Annotated in this window: 15 protein-coding genes and 1 pseudogene; 13 read left to right on the forward strand and 3 right to left on the reverse strand. The window is 58.8% G+C overall.

Features of this window, described 5'->3' with window-relative positions:
- The 6 genes and pseudogenes from HBN61_RS21660 to HBN61_RS21685 all read left to right on the forward strand — a co-directional run.
- Window positions 1-932: phage tail sheath family protein (locus HBN61_RS21660; RefSeq protein ID WP_170047879.1), on the forward strand; the 932-nt coding region annotated here is incomplete at its 5' end.
- 12 nt (window positions 933-944) lie between these two features.
- A complete protein-coding gene (locus HBN61_RS21665) occupies window positions 945-1,448 on the forward strand; it encodes a phage major tail tube protein (protein ID WP_047275398.1) in 504 nt (167 codons plus the stop codon).
- A gap of 11 nt (window positions 1,449-1,459) precedes the next feature.
- Window positions 1,460-1,768: a phage tail assembly protein gene (locus tag HBN61_RS21670; protein ID WP_169872805.1), complete on the forward strand. Its 309-nt coding sequence runs from the start codon at window positions 1,460-1,462 to the stop codon at window positions 1,766-1,768.
- Between the two features lie 148 nt (window positions 1,769-1,916).
- Window positions 1,917-4,908, forward strand: a pseudogene (locus tag HBN61_RS21675) (phage tail tape measure protein).
- 16 nt (window positions 4,909-4,924) lie between these two features.
- Entirely contained in the window at window positions 4,925-5,770 is an 846-nt protein-coding gene (locus HBN61_RS21680) for a phage tail protein (protein ID WP_170047880.1), read from the forward strand.
- Entirely contained in the window at window positions 5,745-5,951 is a 207-nt protein-coding gene (locus tag HBN61_RS21685; RefSeq protein ID WP_094989951.1) for a tail protein X, read from the forward strand. The genes HBN61_RS21680 and HBN61_RS21685 overlap by 26 nt, the downstream gene beginning before the upstream one ends.
- Here HBN61_RS21685 and HBN61_RS21690 read toward each other — a convergent pair.
- Together HBN61_RS21690 and HBN61_RS21695 are read right to left on the reverse strand one after the other, a co-directional pair.
- The gene (locus HBN61_RS21690; protein WP_047275764.1) at window positions 5,948-6,349 is read right to left on the reverse strand and encodes a type II toxin-antitoxin system MqsA family antitoxin; all 402 of its coding nucleotides are present in this window, start codon (window positions 6,347-6,349) and stop codon (window positions 5,948-5,950) included. The genes HBN61_RS21685 and HBN61_RS21690 overlap by 4 nt on opposite strands.
- Before the next feature lie 2 nt (window positions 6,350-6,351).
- Window positions 6,352-6,648, reverse strand: a complete 297-nt coding sequence (locus tag HBN61_RS21695) for a type II toxin-antitoxin system MqsR family toxin (RefSeq protein ID WP_047275766.1) — start codon at window positions 6,646-6,648, stop codon at window positions 6,352-6,354.
- Between the two features lie 130 nt (window positions 6,649-6,778).
- Between HBN61_RS21695 and HBN61_RS21700 the strand changes: the two genes are divergently transcribed.
- The 7 genes from HBN61_RS21700 (at window position 6,779) to HBN61_RS21725 (ending at window position 12,541) form a co-directional block, all read left to right on the forward strand.
- On the forward strand, window positions 6,779-7,825 hold the full coding sequence (locus HBN61_RS21700; protein ID WP_094989952.1) for a phage late control D family protein: 1,047 nt from the start codon (window positions 6,779-6,781) through the stop codon (window positions 7,823-7,825).
- A gap of 46 nt (window positions 7,826-7,871) precedes the next feature.
- The gene (locus HBN61_RS21705) at window positions 7,872-8,417 is read left to right on the forward strand and encodes a glycoside hydrolase family 19 protein (protein ID WP_094989953.1); all 546 of its coding nucleotides are present in this window, start codon (window positions 7,872-7,874) and stop codon (window positions 8,415-8,417) included.
- Window positions 8,414-8,941: a lysis system spanin subunit gene (locus HBN61_RS21710; RefSeq protein WP_094989954.1), complete on the forward strand. Its 528-nt coding sequence runs from the start codon at window positions 8,414-8,416 to the stop codon at window positions 8,939-8,941. Before HBN61_RS21705 ends, HBN61_RS21710 begins: the two co-directional genes overlap by 4 nt.
- A 150-nt stretch (window positions 8,942-9,091) precedes the next feature.
- On the forward strand, window positions 9,092-9,886 hold the full coding sequence (locus tag HBN61_RS21715) for a DNA adenine methylase (protein WP_094989955.1): 795 nt from the start codon (window positions 9,092-9,094) through the stop codon (window positions 9,884-9,886).
- Between the two features lie 678 nt (window positions 9,887-10,564).
- On the forward strand, window positions 10,565-11,047 hold the full coding sequence (locus HBN61_RS22765) for a toll/interleukin-1 receptor domain-containing protein (protein WP_346266467.1): 483 nt from the start codon (window positions 10,565-10,567) through the stop codon (window positions 11,045-11,047).
- A 62-nt stretch (window positions 11,048-11,109) separates the two neighbouring features.
- Window positions 11,110-11,241, forward strand: coding sequence for a hypothetical protein (locus HBN61_RS22770; RefSeq protein ID WP_017337405.1), 132 nt, complete (start codon window positions 11,110-11,112; stop codon window positions 11,239-11,241).
- A 223-nt stretch (window positions 11,242-11,464) separates the two neighbouring features.
- Window positions 11,465-12,541, forward strand: coding sequence for an RES family NAD+ phosphorylase (locus HBN61_RS21725; RefSeq protein WP_170047882.1), 1,077 nt, complete (start codon window positions 11,465-11,467; stop codon window positions 12,539-12,541).
- A gap of 127 nt (window positions 12,542-12,668) precedes the next feature.
- On the opposite strand, the gene HBN61_RS21730 is transcribed toward HBN61_RS21725, so the two are convergent.
- Complete coding sequence (locus HBN61_RS21730; RefSeq protein ID WP_170047883.1) at window positions 12,669-13,055, reverse strand: bleomycin resistance protein; 387 nt, start codon at window positions 13,053-13,055, stop codon at window positions 12,669-12,671.
- Window positions 13,056-13,181 lie beyond the last annotated feature (126 nt).

The following is a 13,181-nucleotide window of genomic DNA, read 5'->3' on the forward strand; positions in this document are numbered from 1 at the left end:
CCGTGATCGTCGCGTGCGGCGTGGCCGAACTGGAAGATGAAGCGCTGCAAACCTCGGCCATCATCGGCGGTGTTTTGGCCTCGGGTCAGCGTACCGGCCTGCAAGCCTTGCTCGACGGCAAAAGCCGCTTCAACGCCCAGCCGCGGCTGTTGATCGCGCCCAAGCATTCCGCCACGCAAGCGGTGGCCACGGCCATGGATGCACTGGCGGGCAAGTTGCGCGCCATCGCCATCGTCGACGGCCCCAACACCACCGACGAGGCGGTGCTGGCCTACGCGCAGGAGTTCGGCAGCAAGCGCATTTACATGGTCGACCCGGGCGTTCAGCAATGGGACACGATCACCAGCAAAACCATCGACGCCCCGGCCTCGGCGTTCACCGCTGGCCTGTTCGCCTGGACTGACACCGAGTACGGCTTCTGGGCCTCGCCGTCGAACAAGGAGTTTGTCGGCATCACCGGCACCACGCGCCCGATTGAGTTCCTGGACGGCGACGAAACCTGCCGCGCCAACCTGCTCAACAACGCCAACATTACCACCATCATCCGCGACGGCGGCTATCGCCTGTGGGGCAACCGCACGCTGTCGGCCGATTCGAAATGGTCGTTTGTCACCCGCGTGCGCACCCTCGACATCGTGATGGACGCGATTCTGGCCGGGCACAAATGGGCCGTGGACCGCTCGATCACCAAGACCTACGTCAAGGACGTCACGGACGGCCTCGAAGCCTTTATGCGCGACCTGAAAAATCAGGGTGCGGTGATCAACTTTGAAGTGTTTGCAGACACCGAACTGAACACGGCCAGCCAGCTGGAGGAGGGCAAGGTGTACTGGAACATCCGTTTCACCGACGTGCCGCCTGCCGAGAACCCTATTTTCCGCGTGGAGGTCACCAACCAGTGGTTGACCGAAGTGCTGGAAACCGCCGCCTAAGGAGGCCGCTCAATGATTCCGCAAATGCTCAGCAACACCAACCTGTTCGTGGACGGGGTCAGCTTCGCCGGTGACGTGCCGTCGCTGACCCTGCCCAAGCTCACGGTTAAAACCGAAGCGCATCGCGGCGGCGGGATGGCCGGTGAGATCGAGATGGACATGGGGCTGGAAAAGCTGGAAGCCAGCTGGACCAGCACCGGGGTACGCCGCGAGATGATGAAGTACTTCGGCCTGTCGGACCAGACCGGCTGCAACGCGGTGTTTCGCGGGGCCTTCAAGGGGCTCAAGGGCCAGATCACCCCGGTGATTGCCACCCTGCGCGGCATGCTCAAGGAAGTCGACCCGGGCGACTGGAAGGCGGGCGACAAAGCTGAAATGAAATACGCCATGGCGGTCACCTACTACAAGTTGGAGATCGACGGTCGCGTGATGTACGAAATCGACATGGTCAACGCGGTGCGCGTGATTGACGGCGTCGATCAACTGGCTGCCGAACGCAGCGCCCTGGGCCTTTAAGGAATTCCCGCATGACTATCATTACTGAAAAGAAACTCCCGTCCTGGCTCACCCTGACCGACGAAGGCGTCACCATCACCCTGCGTTACCCGACTGAACTTAACCATGTCAAAACCGACAAGGTGGTCATGCGCGCGCCGACCGTTCGCGATGTGCGGGCAGCGGGCGCGGTCTCGGGCGGCGATGCTGAAAAGCGCGAATTGCAACTGTTCTCCAGCCTGACCGAAATCCCGCCCGGCGATCTGGAAGGGCTCAAGGTGGTGGACTACAGCCGCGTGCAGGAAGGCTATTTTCGTCTGGTCGACGAAGGCGAACTGTAACCCCGCAACCCTGAAACAACTGGCCAAGCGCTTGGCGGCAGAAACGAGTTTTTCTGCCGCCGAGATCATGGCCATGCCGTTTTCGGAAATGGTCTGGTGGCTCACGGATTGAGCCGCCTGACGCGCAACCACAGGGCAGGGCGAACAGATGGCAAACAAACTCGCGCTCGGGCTGGTGATCGGCGGGGCGGTCAGCTCCTCCGTGGGTTCAGCGTTCAAGGACGTTGAGGGCCGGATCAAGAAGCTGGAAGCGACCGGGGCCAAAGCCCGGGTCATGCAACGCCAGATCGGCGACACCATCCGCCTGCGCAACGAATGGAAAAAGGCCTACGACAGCGGTTCGGCCGGGGCATACGCGTTGCGGAACAAACTCAATGCCAACCTCGACAGTTTGCGCAAGCAGGGGATCGAGGTCGGGCGACTCGACCGGGCCTATCAAATGCTCGGCCGAACGGCGCGGCAGGCGGATCTGAAAGCCAAGGGTCACGCACAAATCAACGAAGGCCGGGCCAGTGTCAAAAGCGCGGTTGGCCGGGCAGCGGTGGGGGCGGCAGCACTGGCGGTGCCGACCAAAGTCAGCGCCGATTACAACGCCATCATCCGCGACATCGCGATCAAGGCGGGCATCGCCAATGCCCCCGAAGAAAAGCAGATGTCGCGCACCATCATCGACACCTCACGTGACACCGGCTTGGCCCGTAACGAGGTGGCCACCGTGGTCAACGAGCTGGTGGGTGCCGGTATGGACTTGGCCAAGGCGCTGGAATACGCGCCGGTAGCGGCCAAGTTTGTGGTTGGGCAGGGCTCGGACGGTGGCGAAACCGCCAAGATGATCAACGCCCTCGGCCAGAACGCCAAGATCACCAGCGCCAAGGAAATGCAGCAGGCGCTGGAAGCCATTGCGTTTCAAGGGCAGGCGGGCAGCTTTGAGGCCAGCGACATGGCCAAGTGGTTTCCCGAACTGCTGGCCAACATGGGCAAGCTGGGCATCACCGGCCTGGACGCCGTGACCCAGCTGGGAGCCATGCTGCAAGTGCAGATGAAAACGGCGGGCAGCTCCGACGAGGCGGCCAACAACCTCAAAAACTGGATGGACAAGATCAGTTCATCGCAGACTGTGGATGCCTACGGCAAGGCCGGGATCGATTACGAAGCCTCCATGCAAACCGGCATTCAACAGGGCATGTCGACGCTTGAGTCGAGCATGGCACTGGCCAAGAAGTACATCGAGAAAACCGACCCCAAACGCGCCGCCAAGATGGCCGAAGCCACGGCGCAGATCAGCAAGGAATCGAACCCGGAAAAAGCCAAGGCCATGCTCGCGTCACTGGAGCAGGCCCTGCGCACTGGCGATATTTTTTCCGACATGCAGGTCAAGGCCGCGCTCACGGCCTACATGCAAAACAAGGAACTGTACGGCCAGCTCAAGCGCGAATCGCGCGAAGCCAGCGGCATCCTCGACAAGAACCTGGCTGAGCGCCGCGAGACCTCGTCGCAGAAATGGAAGGAAATGGCGCAGTCGATGGACGACGCCATGCGCTCGGTGGGCGATGCGATCCGGCCGATCACCGACGGCGTGGCCGAAGGGCATTACCTCGCTCAGTGACCGCACGCCCGGGTTGGCCATGGGGCTGACGGTGTTGGCCGGTGGAGCGCTGACCCTGCAAGGGCTGCTGGGCTCGTTCAAGATCGGCAAGGGCCTGTTCAACCTCGCACGCGGCGCCATAGGCGGACGCGATGCCAAGGGCGTGCAAAAGGTCTTTGTCACCAACGCCGGTGATGACGACAAGGACGACGGCAAGGGCTCCAAAGTGCTGGCCCTCGCGGAGATCGGCCTGAAAGCCTTTGGCGGCAAAAAGGACGATGACGGCGACAGCGAGGAAGGCGGCGAGAGCAAAGGCTTTGACCCGATTGATACCGGACTCAAGCTGTTGGACGTGTTCCGCGAAGCGAAAAAGGACGAAGACGGCGGCGAAGACTCGGGGCCGCAAAAGGTGTTTGTGGTCAACGCCGCCGCCATGGGTGGAGGCGGTGGAGGCGGTGCCGGTGGTCGTGGCGGTCGACGTCGCGCGGGCAATCGCAACGGCCGACGCCGTGCGGGTGGTGGTGGGCCTCGGCCGCCGCGTCCGCCCGTGCCGCCTGCTCCACCCCCAGCACCGCCGGGGCGTCTTGGCCGGGTCATGGGTCTGGCCGGTAAGGTGGGCAAAGTCGGCAAATTGCTCCCCGGGGCGTCGTTGCTGGAAGGCGGCATGCGTGCCATCGACACCTACCAGAACGCCGAAACCAAGGACGAAAAGGCCGAAGGCTACGGCGCCGCTGCGGGCAACATGGCCGGTGCGCTGGCAGGGGCTGCGGCCGGTGCGGCCATCGGTTCTGTGGTGCCGATTTTGGGCACGGCGGTCGGTGGCTTGATCGGCGGCATCCTCGGCAGCATGGGCGGCGAATCAATCGGGGGCAGCCTCGGTAAATCATGGTTCGGGTCGGACGATGAAAAACCCGCTGAACAGCCGAAGCCCGAAGCCAAAGCAGCAGGCGAGCCACTGGCTCCAGTGGTCAAGCCGGTGTCATATGACCCGACTGATCCGGACTCGAAAGACCCGTTCCTGTTGCCGCACTTTGCCAACAAGCCGCGCTTTCCCGGTGCGGACCTGGTGCGCCCGGATTCGTTGCCGCCGCCGACAGCATCACCGGCGCCGGTGGTCAAACCAGTGTCGTATGACCCGGCTGATCCGGACTCTAAAAACCCGTTCCTGTTACCGCACTTTGCTAACAAACCGCGCTTCCCGGGCGCGGATCTGGTGCGGCCCAAGTCTTTACCGCCTGAAGGCTCACTCGGTGCCAGCGCATCACGCGAGCTTCCCGGGGCGGTGAATATGGGCGATGTGGTGCGCTCGTTCGCCGCCACGGCACCTGCCGGGCCTCTGGCCATGCCGCCCAAAGCAGAACCGGTGCTCAAGGTCGAACCGCCGAAGATCGATCAGAAGATCGACGTCAATGCGGCGCTGTCCATCACCGTGCAAGGCGACGTGAAAGACCCGGCCGCACTGGCTCGGGAGCTACAGCCGCACCTGCAACGTCAGATCGAGCAAATCAACCAGCAGATGTCGAGCCGGAATCTGTACGACCAACCGCATCTTTAAACAGAAGGGGCAAACCATGACCTACATGGAACAACTGCAGTCGGGGTTGAAGTACCTGACTGCGGCCGGGGAAACCGGACGTCGTAGCCTGGACGGCATGCTTGGGCCGGTGAACGGCGCCATTGGGGAAATCACCGGCGCCGCCTCCGAACTGAGCGACTTGCCGTTCATTGGTCCTGCGGTCGGGGCCAAGGTGCAACGGCTGATGCGTGGGGTCAACGCCGCGCAGGCCAAGGTCGGCGCGGTGGTGGCCACCTACAACAAAGCCACCCGGGCGGCTTCGCAGATTGAGGAACGCCTCGGCGTGCTGAAAGAACAGGCGGGCAAGGCGGCGACTGCGATCAACAAAATCGCAGGCAAAGTCAGCCCGTCACTGGCCAACATCGTGCCCACCGGCGCGCTGGGCGCAGACGCGACACCGGCCGCCGAAGCGGTGAAACCGTTCCCGCACCTTTTGATCATTCAGCCGCTCAAGCCCGGATCGACACCGTTCTACTTCAACCTGGACACCGCCGCCTTCGACGAACTCAAGCGCTCCAGCGAATACCGCTGGGCTTCACAAGAGCGCCTTAGCCGTCGCCCGGCGCAACAAGCGGTGGGCATGGGCGAAGAACGCATCACCCTGACGGGCGCGATTTTTGGCGGGTTCAAAGGCGGCATCAAACAACTCGATACCCTGCGCAGCATCGGCGCCCAGCTCCAACCGCTGGGCCTGACCACCGGCTACGGCGAGGTGCTGGGCAACTGGTGTTTGAAAAACATCGAAGAAGAACAGAGTGCCCTGCTACAAGGTGGTATCCCGCGTAAACAGGGCTTTACCTTGGAGTTTGTGCGCTATGGCGACGACCTGCAGAACGGCTAGCGGCGACGTGCTCGACACCATTTGCCAGAACTACTACGGCCACCTCAATGGCTCGGTCGAGGCCGTGCTCGATGCCAATCAGGGGCTGGCCGAAGAGGTGCAGCCGTTTAGGGCCGGGCTGGTGATTCACCTGCCTGATTTGCCCGTGCCGAGTGATGAAGTGGTGATGTTGTGGGGTTAGCCTAAACGCACTTCATTCAGCAGCTCGGGATGGTGATCGAGCAGTTTCAGTAACTTCACCAGTGCCAGTGGTGGTTTGGTTTTGCCGTTCTCATAACGGGAAAACGCATTCACGCCACCGCCGAAAATCTCGGCCGCTTCACGCTGGTCCAGGTCTAGTTTTTTACGCACAGTAGTGATGAAGCCTGGATCAACAATCGAAGCATTCACTTGTTTGTTGAAGGCCAGCATTGCAGCACTGACGCGGGTGGATTCGCTGGCATCCAGCACGGTTTCACCACAGGCCGGGCAGAATTCGCCGGTGACCGAAGGGATCACAGTGGACTCGTTCTTGTAGGTGTAAGGCACGTCGCGGGTGTCATGCACCAGCTCTGCCGAGACGCAAGATGGACATTTCATGTTCATAGCTCCTTGAAGGACACGATGAGCACATCATCAATGACCGTGAGTTTGAGGTAGACCTCGCCGGCTTGGGTTTTACGCCGGTACACGTCCTGCCAGACCTTGTGGTCGGCGTGCGTGGTCATGCTTTTGTAAAAGTCAGCGGGCGCCAGTGCCATTACCACGCTGACGATGCCGTCAAAGTCGAAGCCTAAAGCCGCGCCACCGGTCAGTGCTGACAGGGTAGAGCGCACCTTGCCCGCTTCAATCAGGGCTTTAACGGTGTGTAGTTTGCAGTGCGGGGTCTTTTTCTCCATGCGGCGAAAATTAACCTACTTGGTTTAATTTGGCAAGTAGGTTAATGCGCTGAGCATAGTCCGTTTTATAACCGAGTGATGTTTCTTTACAGCCCCGTCCAGAGCGGGGCTTTTGCCGTTTGGAGAATGTATGACACCCACCTTCCGCATCGTCGCAGACGGTGCCGACATCACCGCGCTGATCAACGACCGCCTTCTGTTGCTGCGCACCACTGATAAACCCGGGATGGAGTCCGACGACTTTGAACTTCGCATCGATGACCGTGATAGCGCCGTGTCATTGCCAAGCCGTGGGGCGAGTATCGAAGTATTCCTCGGCTACAGCGGCACTGCATTAACCCGCCTCGGGCGCTACACCGTGGACGAGGTCGAGTTGTCCGGCCCGCCCGATACGCTGGTGATCCGGGGCAAGGCCAGCGACATGCGCGGCAGCGGCAAGACCACGCGCAGCGGCAGTTGGGAAGGGGTGAGCCTGGCCAGCATCGTCAAGGACGTGGCGGCACGTAACGGCTGGTCGCCGGTGTGCCCGGTCGACACGGTAGTGCCGCGTGCTGACCAGCTCAGCGAGTCTGACTTCAACTTCATCACCCGGCTCTCCAAGCAGTTCGACTGCACCGCCAAAGTGGCGGACGGCAAGCTGCTGGTGATGCAGCGCCAAGGTGGGCAAAGCGCGAGCGGCAAAGCCTTGGGCGCTATCACCCTGACTCGCAGTGACGTCAGCCGCTGGCAGTTCCGCCTTGGTGATCGTAGCGCCCATAAGGCGGTCAGCACCAAGCACCAGGACAAGAAAACCGGCAAGTTGGCCATCGTCACCTTGGACAACGACGAAGCCCCTGACGGCCTACCGCCCGTTCATACAGACCGCCACATTTACCCCAACAAATCCGCCGCCGAGCAGGCCGCTAAAGCGCGGCTGGCCGCGTTCAACCGCTCGACCGCCGCAGTGCGTCTAGAAATGCCCGGGCGAACTGATTTGTTTGCTGAGCGGACCATCAATGCCCAAGGCTTCAAGGTGGGGCTCGATGGCGAGTACCTGGTGGACTCGGTGGAGCAGGTTTTCACCCAAAGCGGCTGGAGCACCACCGTCGAATGCAATGGCGGCAAGAAAGGCAAAGCCAAGGCCAAAGGCAAGAAGCCCAAGGTGCCGCTGAAAGTCGTGCAGCTACAAGCTGATTAATCCCACACCAAGCCGCCTTGTGCGGGTTTTTCATAAGGGCAAGCCTATGTCGATTACCCAGCAACAACTCCAGCAGATCCTCCCCAACGCCGGCCAAACCGCCGGCGTTTTTGTTCCTGTCCTGAACACCGCAATGGTTCGCTTCCAGATCATCGGGACAAAGCGCGTCGCCGCCTTCATCGCCCAGATCGGCCACGAGTCCGGCCAGTTTCGCTACGTGCGCGAATTGGGCAGCGATCAGTACCTGAGCAAATACGACACCGGCTCACTCGCCAAGCGCTTGGGCAACACACCTGAGGCGGACGGCGACGGCCAGAAGTATCGCGGCCGTGGACTGATCCAGATCACCGGCCGCGCCAACTACATCACATGTGGCGAAGCGTTGGCCCTTGATCTGATCAACCAACCCGAGCTACTGGAAAAGCCGCAACACGCTTGCATGTCAGCGGCATGGTTCTGGGCGAGCAGGGGACTCAACACCTTGGCCGATGAGGGTCAGTTCGACAAGATCACGCAACGCATCAACGGTGGCCAAAACGGCGCAGCAGATCGTCAGGCGCTGTACGCCCGTGCGCTGAGGGTGTTGGCGTGAAGCTCGATGCGGTGAAGTTGGGAGGGGTGCTGCTGCTATTACTCGGCCTTACGGCGGGCAGTGCATGGGCGGCATGGACGTGGCAAGCCAACGGCTACGAAAAGAAACTCGCCAAGCAAGAAGCTGCTCACCAAACAACCCTGACCCATCTGGCCAATGCCAACTCAGCGCTGATCCTCGCCGAACAGGGCAAACGCCTCGCCCTGGAGCAATGGCTGGCTGCCAGTGACCAAGCCCACTATCGAGCCCTGAACGATGCCAAAACCACTCAAACCCGCCTGCGTGATCACCTTGCTACTGCTGACCTGCGGCTGTCAGTCCTACTCGACACCACCGCCGCAACTGGTAGTGACGGAATGCCAGCCACCACCAGCCCCGGCGGCGTGGTTTATGGAACTGCGAGAGCCCAACTTGACCGAGCGCATGCTCAACGAATTATCGGAATCACCGGCGACGGCGATCAAGGACTGATCGCGCTGCAAGCCTGTCAGGCCTACGCCAAAGAAGTCTCACACACGAAATAAAAGGAGCGGCCGAAGCTGGATGCGTCAACATCCAGCCCGGCCACCAAACCCGCAGATCATCCCTGCAAGCCCAGTCAAGGCTCCTGCTCCGTGCACAAAGCGGGGCGAGCCTAACACCTGTCTATCCATACAGTAAAGGTCTTGCAAACAATGTCATCACCCATCATTCCTTGGATGGGCGGCAAACGCCGCCTGGCCGACCGCCTTATTCCCCTGTTCCCACCCCACGAATGTTACGTCGAAGTGTTTGCCGGTGGCGGTGCGCTCTACTTCCTGCGTCCGCAGCCTGCTCCAGTCGAAGTGCTCAACGACATCAACGGCGACCTGGTCACCCTGTACCGCGTGGTGCAGAACCACCTGGAAGAGTTCGTGCGTCAATTCAAGTGGGCTCTCAGCTCAAGGCAGATATTCGAGTGGCAAAAAATGACCCGCCCGGAAACCCTGACCGACATCCAGCGCGCCGCCCGATTCTTCTACCTGCAGCACCATGCCTTCGGTGGCAAGGTGTCAGGTCAAAGCTTCGGTACCGCAACAACGGCTCCTGCAATCAACCTGCTGCGGATTGAAGAAAACCTGTCTGCAGCGTGGCAGCGTTTGTCCGGCACCTACGTCGAAAACCTGCCCTGGCTTGAGTGTGCTGAACGTTACGACCGGCCGCACACCTTCCACTACATGGACCCGCCTTACTGGCAGACCGCTGGCTACGGCGTGGACTTCCCGTTTGAAAACTACGAACGCATGGCCGACTTTATGCGCCGCTGCAAAGGCAAAGTGATGGTCAGCATCAACGACCATCCGGATATTCGGCGGGTGTTTGAAGGGTTTCACTTTGAGACGACTGAGATTCGGTACACGACCACGAATCAGCGGCAGGGGAGGGCTGAGGTGACGGGGGAGCTGATTGTGATGAATTGGGAACCGGAGGCTTTGGGAGGATTGTTTTAGGTTGGTAAGTTTGAAACCGATAGCTGCCCGTGACTAAGGGCTGCTATCGGCCAGAAGCAGACGCTCATGGGCGGCCGCTTCTGGCCAATTGCTGCTTGTCGCAGAAAGGCGGTATCCGCCCCATAGGCGACGTTCGTCGATTGAACAATGGCATCGATGGCTGGGGCCGTTGAACGTCAGGGACCTGAAACCTGGTCGAGAGCTACCCGCTATCACAAATAGCTCTAGACCATGGCGGCATTTGTAACGAAAGCCGCTAGCGAACACTCGCGCTCCGCCTGCTAGCGGAATTCGCGCTATGGGCTATCGTTTGTGCCATCATATTGGAATCGCGATCTGAAGCGCAGGTAATTTCGAGCCATTAAGGATGGGCTGCGGTGTTTTCAAAAGCTGATGGCTCGGTACACCCGCTGCTTAATCATCTCTTGGGCGAGCAGCTACAAACGGAAGGTTTACGATATGTCTAGATGTACAGCACCGGTACATGGTCATCGTTCGGCAAGCGCAAGAGCAGCGTGTCCCGCATGTGGCAGCGGATATAGCGGGTACGGATCGCGATCGTATTCATCCTCGTCCTACGCACCATCCTATTCGTCCCCGTCTCATGGAGGGGGTGGTCGCAGTAGCGGCGGTTCATCCAGCAGCGCAAAGCCGCGCTGGTCGAAACCCGGTTCCTCTGTGGACTACACCTCCGCCGAGGTACGGACACTCACGCCGGTACGCGAAAATGTCGAAAGGCGTGCGACAGTACCTGATCTACGTGACGTCTTTCTTTGTCACGCCTGGGACGACCGGAAAGGATCCGCGAAGGAGCTGCATGATGTACTCGAATCGCTCGGTGTTTCCGTTTGGTTCAGCGAGAAAGATGTCCTTCTAGGCTCTTCGTTACTGCGTGAAATTGATAAGGGATTGGCCAAGTCGCGAGTAGGAATTGTGCTGGTCACCCCTGCTTTGCTGCGCCGCCTAGCAGCCGAAGGCATCGCCGACAAAGAGCTTTCCGCGCTCCTCGCAAGGGATCTGCTGGTTCCTATCATTCACGACACAACATACGAATCGCTGCGCGAAGTTAGTCCTCTACTCGGTTCGAGAAGCGGCCTGAGCACTTCTGAAGATACGTTTGCAGATATCGGGGCCAAACTTTCCGAGTTGGTCGCCCCGTAGCTTCACTGTCCATGCTTACGGCTTTACTTACAGACCCGTTATCATTCGAAGGAGTTGAACAAATGAGTATTAAACCCGGCCCCAAACCGATCGCTGAATCTACCGGCAAAAAGGACCAGCGCCGTCGTGTTACTGAAGAAAATAAACCCAAACATCCTGATCTGGAAGTACATAAACACAAAAAAGGTGACTGACCTTAAAAGCAGTGAGAGGGGGGCGAGTCACGTAGGTTAGGCCGCTTCTGGTCGATTACGGCCCTTCGTGACCTGCAGCACTGGCCGTTTGCTGCCTGTCGCGAAGGGCTGCAAACGGCCGACAGCGGACAAAAGCAGCCGGGCTGAAGTGAGCTCAAAACCGGAGCGATCCACTTGGTCTAAAGTTTGAGTTCAACCCCATAAAAATATTCACGGGAGGACTATGGCAGAAGAAACGGCTGAGACGAATCAAACCCTCCTTTGCTCTGATTGCTTCACGGATGAAGGACTGCGGATAGACGCATTCAAGCTCGGCATTGAGGAACATGTGAAATGTCCGAATTGTCATAGCCAAGAAGGGCGAAAGCTGACGAAGGAGCTTATTGAATCTCTTGCATGGCGCTTTTTTGTGGGTGGAACTACCGTCCGTTGCGACTACGGCGCAGCGCCTGTTCTTCAGTGCAACGAGCATCACTTTGGGAGGAGCGATATATCGCCCTCGATCTGGCTTGAAGATGACATCAGACTTCTTGAGGAGGCTGCTCAGCTTGGCTTCTTCCACTACGGCCCACGGCTATGGATGATTGGCGAAGTCGAACCACTTAAGGATCTTCAGGATGAATCGAAGCGGTCGCAAATCATCAAGCGCGTGATGAAGGAATACCCAGAAAAGACACTTGAAATGGGGGAGAAGTTTTATCGCCTACGAATCTGCCCACAACGTCCAGCTGATCCGACAGAGTACGACAGCCCACCGATTGCACTCGCTGGAAAGGGGCGACTCGACTCGCCAGGCTTTCCTATCATGTACGGATCGCAGGACATCGACGTTTGCATCCATGAATGTCGAGCATCGACAGATGACGACCTCTACGTCGCTACCCTGGAGCCCAAGCGAAACCTACGGCTCCTAGATCTTACTCATTTACTCGAAGAGGATGTGACAGAGTTCGAAAGTTTGGATATAGCTATCCATATGCTCTTCCTGGCACGCTCTCACTCCTATGAGATTTCCCGAGCAATCGCATTAGCAGCCAAAGAAACGGGTTTTGACGGCATAATTTACCCGTCGTTCTTTAGTTTGATCCGCACTGGTGGCCATCCTTTTGAAACCACCTATGGTATGTCACTGCGGCGCTATCATCCTGAGCGGGAAAAATATGCAGAAGCATACACAATCCAAAATTTTGCCCTGTTTGGACGTCCACTGGAGAATGACTTAGTAAGCATCAAATGTATTAATCGCTTGATACTCACTCAGGTCGGATATAGAGGACATTTCGGCCCCGTGGAGTACTGACACAAGTGTAAGAGGTACTCGGATGGTGGCTATTGCTCTTCCTTGAAGAGCATCGGGTTGTCTGCTTCCTCTTACGACGGGCAGCAATCGACCCAAAGCTGACGGTCGGCTTGGCGCAGATTCAGATTCACATTGAGCAAGCCGGTCGCTCACCCAACCTCTCTACCAACCTTACGAGATAACCGTCGGGATCCTGGACGATGAATTCGCGCTGGCCGACTTCTACATTTTCAGCCCGATACCAGGTGTCTTTGCATTCTCGATAGAGTGGACATCCAGCCTGATCAAGTTTTTGGATGATGGGTGCGACAGTCTCAACATCAATCTGTAGGTTGATGCCTCTTCCAAACGGCTTGGTCAACGGCGCAGTCAGCCATTGACCCGCGTCCGAATCAACCTGCTCAAGCATTACTTGAGCACCATTCAAATCAAGGTATGCAAATCCATCTTCCGGGCGTTGATAAGCTACTTTGAACCCCAGACGAGAAACCCAAAAAGCCAAGCTGCTATCCAGCCCCCGGTGTCAGGCTAGTTGTCGCCTGAGCTGATTTATCAAAACGATAGATCGGGGGCGTCAAAGAGAGCTGTAATGTCGAGCTATTCACCGGAGCGTAAAGCGGCCCTGCTGAACAAGTTACTC

Source organism: Pseudomonas sp. WS 5071, from assembly GCF_012985765.1.
GTDB lineage: Bacteria > Pseudomonadota > Gammaproteobacteria > Pseudomonadales > Pseudomonadaceae > Aquipseudomonas > Aquipseudomonas lundensis_A.